Origin of the sequence: Caulobacter sp. B11, assembly GCF_002737765.1 — a bacterium.
In the GTDB taxonomy this organism is placed as follows: Bacteria; Pseudomonadota; Alphaproteobacteria; order Caulobacterales; family Caulobacteraceae; genus Caulobacter.
The window spans coordinates 1-4216 of the sequence record NZ_PEGG01000289.1 but is presented as its reverse complement, the minus strand read 5'-3'; the positions used below and the strand labels follow the sequence as shown (position 1 = coordinate 4216).

Annotated in this window: 5 protein-coding genes and 2 pseudogenes; 5 read left to right on the top strand and 2 right to left on the bottom strand. The window is 69.0% G+C overall.

Annotated elements, in window-relative coordinates; translation table 11 throughout:
• Window positions 1–197 precede the first annotated feature (197 nt).
• Window positions 198–778: pseudogene (locus tag CSW58_RS11285) on the top strand (flavodoxin-dependent (E)-4-hydroxy-3-methylbut-2-enyl-diphosphate synthase).
• 70 nt (window positions 779–848) lie between these two features.
• Window positions 849–1265: a hypothetical protein gene (locus tag CSW58_RS11280; RefSeq protein ID WP_099447355.1), complete on the top strand. Its 417-nt coding sequence runs from the start codon at window positions 849–851 to the stop codon at window positions 1263–1265.
• Window positions 1266–1294: 29 nt separating this feature from the next.
• On the opposite strand, the gene CSW58_RS11275 is transcribed toward CSW58_RS11280, so the two are convergent.
• Together CSW58_RS11275 and CSW58_RS15335 are read right to left on the bottom strand one after the other, a co-directional pair.
• A complete protein-coding gene (locus CSW58_RS11275) occupies window positions 1295–2272 on the bottom strand; it encodes a PLP-dependent aminotransferase family protein (RefSeq protein WP_161494605.1) in 978 nt (325 codons plus the stop codon).
• A gap of 121 nt (window positions 2273–2393) precedes the next feature.
• Window positions 2394–2675, bottom strand: coding sequence for a GntR family transcriptional regulator (locus CSW58_RS15335; protein WP_099447352.1), 282 nt, complete (start codon window positions 2673–2675; stop codon window positions 2394–2396).
• Between the two features lie 96 nt (window positions 2676–2771).
• On the opposite strand from CSW58_RS15335, the gene CSW58_RS11265 reads away from it, so the two are divergent.
• The 3 genes and pseudogenes from CSW58_RS11265 to CSW58_RS11255 all read left to right on the top strand — a co-directional run.
• Window positions 2772–3377 carry a LysE family translocator gene (locus tag CSW58_RS11265; protein ID WP_099447351.1) on the top strand — a complete coding sequence of 202 codons (606 nt, stop codon included), beginning with the start codon at window positions 2772–2774 and terminating at the stop codon, window positions 3375–3377.
• A gap of 31 nt (window positions 3378–3408) precedes the next feature.
• Window positions 3409–3903 carry a molybdopterin-dependent oxidoreductase gene (locus tag CSW58_RS11260; protein ID WP_099447350.1) on the top strand — a complete coding sequence of 165 codons (495 nt, stop codon included), beginning with the start codon at window positions 3409–3411 and terminating at the stop codon, window positions 3901–3903.
• Between the two features lie 68 nt (window positions 3904–3971).
• A pseudogene (locus tag CSW58_RS11255) lies at window positions 3972–4216 on the top strand (alpha/beta hydrolase); the annotation flags it as partial.

Here is a 4216-nt window from a genome sequence, read left to right as displayed (position 1 = left end):
CACGGCTGCTCGATGCGAATCGGCGTCAATGCCGGCTCGCTGGAGCGCGAACTGCTGGAGAAGTACGCGAGCCTGTCCCGACGCCATGGTCGAGAGCGCCCTCAACCACGCCCGCATCCTGCAGGACCACGATTTCCACGAGTTCAAGATCAGTGTGAAGCCTCGGACCCGTTCATGACGGTGGCGCCTATCACCAGCTGTCCGAACGCATCGACTGCCCGCTGCACCTGGCGTCACCGAGCGGGGCCCTGCGCACCGGCACGGTGAAGTCATCGATCGGCATCGGTTCGATGGTGGGCCGCATCGGCGACACCATCCGGTCAGTCTCGCCGCCGATCCCGTCGAGGAGATCAAGGTCGGCTTCGACATCCTCAAGTCGCTGGGCCTGCGCCACCGCGGCGTCAATATCATCGCCTGTCCGTCCTGCGCCGGCAGGCTTCAATGTCATCAAGACGGTCGAGGCGCTGGAAGAGCGCTGGCCCATATCAGCCAGCCCATGTCGCTCTCGATCATCGGCTGCGTGGTCAATGGTCCGGGCGAGGCCCTGATGACCGACCTCGCTTCACCGCGCGGGGCCGGCTCGGGCATGATCTACATGGCCGCAAGGCGGACCACAAACAGTCCAACGAGCATGATCGAGCACATCGTCGAGCTGGTCGAACAGCGCCGCGGTGCTGAAGGCCGCGGCCGACGCAGAAGCGATCGCGGCGGAATAGACGCGGCCGATCCGCGGGTCACGGCCTCCGAGGCGGCATTGATCTTTCGGTCCGCCGCGTGAAGAGTGAACGGGTCGAACGGTCGGCGCCCGAGGCCGGACCTTTGCGATTTCGAGCGTGGGAACGATGGATATGCGTGCTTTGCTTCGCGGACTGCTGATCGGCCTGACCCTCGCGACGGCCTCAAACGCCCTCGCCGATCCCGCGACGAATCCAAAGGGCGAGCAAAGCCTGGCGCGGCTGCTCGAGGGCCGCACGGCCGGTCCGCCCGTCAACTGCATCGATCCTGGCCGCGCCTTTTCGGCCGAGATCATCGACGAGACAGCGATCGTCTACCGCATGCCAGGCGGCAAGCTCTATGTGAACCGCCCCAGGATCGGCGCGTCGCTTCTCGATCACGACGCCGTCATTCTTTCGCGGACCGTCGGCATGCAGCTGTGCGACCGGGACATTGTCCACATGGTCGATCGCGGCGGCAGGGGCCCGGCGCGCTCCAGGGGCGCGGTGAGTCTTGGCCCGTTCGTGCCCTACAGCAAGGTCGAGCGCTGAACGCACGCGGCTTGGGCTGAAGCCCGCGGCTAGATCACCGCCCGCGAACGCTCGTCGACATCGGCCACCGCCGCGGCCACGATCCGCAGGCCGCGTTCCAGCGTCTGGCGATCCGGCGTCGCGCCCAGGCTCAGCCGCACGCCGGTCGTCAGACCCGGCGCGACCACCGGGGCCGAGGGCGGGGTGACCTCAACCCCGCCGCGCAGGGCCCGGCCGGCCAGGCGTTCGGCCTCCAGCTCGCTCATCGGCAACCAGACATGCGGCGCGCTGGCCGACATCGGCGTCTCCATCGCCGCCCCGAGAATGGCGCGGGCCAGGGCGACGCGCGCGGTCAACTCGGCCACCGACTCCGCCACGATCGCGTCGGCGGTGCCGTCCTCGATCCACTGGGTGGCGATCAGGGCCCCGAAGCCCGGCGGCGCATAGGCCAGGGCCCGGACGGCGCGCAGCACCCGCTCCAGGACCTCGCCGGGCGGGGTGATCAGGAAGCCGGTGCGCAGACCCGGAGCCAGGGACTTGGACACGCCGGAGACGTGCAGGGTGCGCTCGGGGGCCAGCAGCGCGAAGGCGGGCGGCGCGCCCGGCGCATAGACCGCATAGATGTCGTCCTCGATGATCATCAGGTCGTGCTTGCGGGCCACGGCGACGATCTGGGCCCGGCGACCGGCGCTCATGATCCGGCCCGTGGGGTTCTGCAAGGTGGGCTGCACCATCAGCACCTTGTAGGCCCCGGTCGCCGCGGCCTCGTCGAGGGCGTCGGGCCTCAGCCCCTGGGCGTCGAGGGGCAGACCCTTGAGGCCATAGCCCATGTGCTCGGCCAGGGCCTTGACGCCGTAGAAGGTCGAGGCCTCGCACAGCACAGTCTCGCCCCAGCGCGCCACGGCCCCGAAGGCCAGGGCCAGGCCCTGCTGGGCGCCGGCGCAGACCACCAGGCGGCTCCAGTCGGCGCTGACCAGGCCTGCGCTGCGCTCCAGCCAGGCCGCGCCGGCCCGGCGGTGCGCCTCCATCCCGGCGACGGGGCATAGGCCAGGTGGTCGGTCAGGTCGCCCCTCCGGCGCAGCCGCGCCAGGGTGTCGGCCAAGCGGGCCTGGGCCGGGCGGCAGGGGGCGATGTTCTGGGCCAGGTTGATTAGGCTGTTGTCCGGGGAAGACGGGGCCGCGCCGCCGCGCCGCCGCGCACGAAGCTGCCGCGCCCCACATGGGCCTCGACCAGCCCCGCCTTCTCGGCCTCGACATAGGCTCGGGTCACGGTGCCCAGGCCCAGACCCAGGCGATGGGCCAGGTCGCGCTGCGGCGGCAGGCGCGCCCCGGCCGCCAGCCGGCCAGACGCGATGTCGGCGCGCAGCAGCTCGACCAGCCGCTCATAGATCGGCGCGTCGCCGGCCGGCAGGACGGGGGACCAGGGCGGCAATTCACACTCCCGTAATTGTCATGATGACAATACTTATTTTGACTCATGGATCAATGACGAACATCACAGTGACATTCTCGATCCTGGACCGTCGCCATGACCCCTGACCTGTTGCTCTCGTTCGTCCTGTTCGCCTTCGCCACGGCCGGCACCCCCGGCCCCAACAACATGATGCTGCTGGCCTCGGGCGCGAACTTCGGATTTCGCCGCACGATCCTGCACATCCTGGGGATCAGCGCCGGCCTGGGGGTGATGGTGGTGGCCATGGGTTGGGGCCTGTCGGGCGTTTTCAAGACCTTCCCGATCCTGCACGAGATCCTGAAATGGGTCGGCGCGGCCTATCTGCTGTGGTTGGCTTGGAAGATCGCCACGGCCAAGGGGATCCATGACAAGGACGTCGGCGGCCAGCCCATGACCTTCCTGCAGGCCGCCGGCTTCCAATGGCTCAACCCCAAGGCCTGGGCCATGGCCCTGGGGGCGGCCACCACCTACACGCCGGAAGGCAGCGGCAGCCTGATGGTCCTGGTCCTGGCGGGAACCTTCATGCTGGTGGGCGCGCCCTGCAGCGCCGCCTGGGCCGGCTTCGGCCTGGGCCTCAGGCGGGTGCTGGACCGGCCGAACACCTTAAGAGCCTTCAATGTCACCATGGCCGTGCTGCTGGTGGCCTCGCTCTATCCGCTGATGACCGCGTTCAAGGGATGACAGGGCCGAGTGGGGGCGCCACCCTGCCAAGATGCGCAGCCTCCTGACCTTCGCGGCCCTCGCCGTCGCCCTGATCGCCTCGCCCGTCCTGGCCGCCCCAGCCTTGATGGGGGACCTCAAGGTCACGGTGGCCGGGCGGGATTCGGTAATCCTGACTCCGTCCGACGTCGCGGCCCTGCCGCGCGGCAAGGCCACGATCACCGTCAAGGGCCAGGCCGTGGTCTATGAGGGCGCGGTGCTGCATGGGGCCCTGCTCAAGGCCGGCGTCGTCTCGGGCGAGCGGCTGATGGGGCGGTATCTCAACCAGGTGGTGGTGCTTCGCGCCGCCGATGGTTTCACCAGCATCCTGTCGATCGCCGAGACCGATCCGGTCTATCGCGCCAATCCGGTGATCCTCGCCGACACCGTTAATGGCAAGCCGCTGGACGTCCGCGAAGGCCCCTATCGGGTGGTGGTTGACGGCGATCTGCGCCCGTCGCGCGCGCCTCGCAACGTGGTGGCGATCGAGGTCAAGGCGGGGTTCTGAGGAAACCGATTGGTCATCGGATCAGAATCGCCCGCCGTTGGGGCGCGATCATCTCGAGGATACGACCTGTGTTGAAGACCATCATCTTGATCTGCGCGGCCTTGGTCGCCCTGGCGCCGGGCCTGGCCGTGAGCCAGACCGCCCCCGCCCCGGCCTGCGCCAAGCCCGACCAGCGCATCGATGAGAAGGGCTTCGTACGGATCGGCGGCGTCGAGCAGTGGATCACCATCAAGGGCGATCGCTGCGACAATCCGGTGATCCTGTTCCTGCACGGCGGCCCCGGTAATCCGCTCAGTCCCTTTGCCGAGGCGAT

Excerpts from the sequence above, each read along its gene's own strand:
- CSW58_RS11280 (WP_099447355.1), top strand. The coding sequence starts at position 849 with ATGCGTGCTTTGCTTCGCGGACTGCTGATCGGCCTGACCCTCGCGACG.
- CSW58_RS11275 (WP_161494605.1), bottom strand. The coding sequence starts at position 2,272 with ATGGAGGCGCACCGCCGGGCCGGCGCGGCCTGGCTGGAGCGCAGCGCA.
- CSW58_RS11265 (WP_099447351.1), top strand. The coding sequence starts at position 2,772 with ATGACCCCTGACCTGTTGCTCTCGTTCGTCCTGTTCGCCTTCGCCACG.
- CSW58_RS11260 (WP_099447350.1), top strand. The coding sequence starts at position 3,409 with ATGCGCAGCCTCCTGACCTTCGCGGCCCTCGCCGTCGCCCTGATCGCC.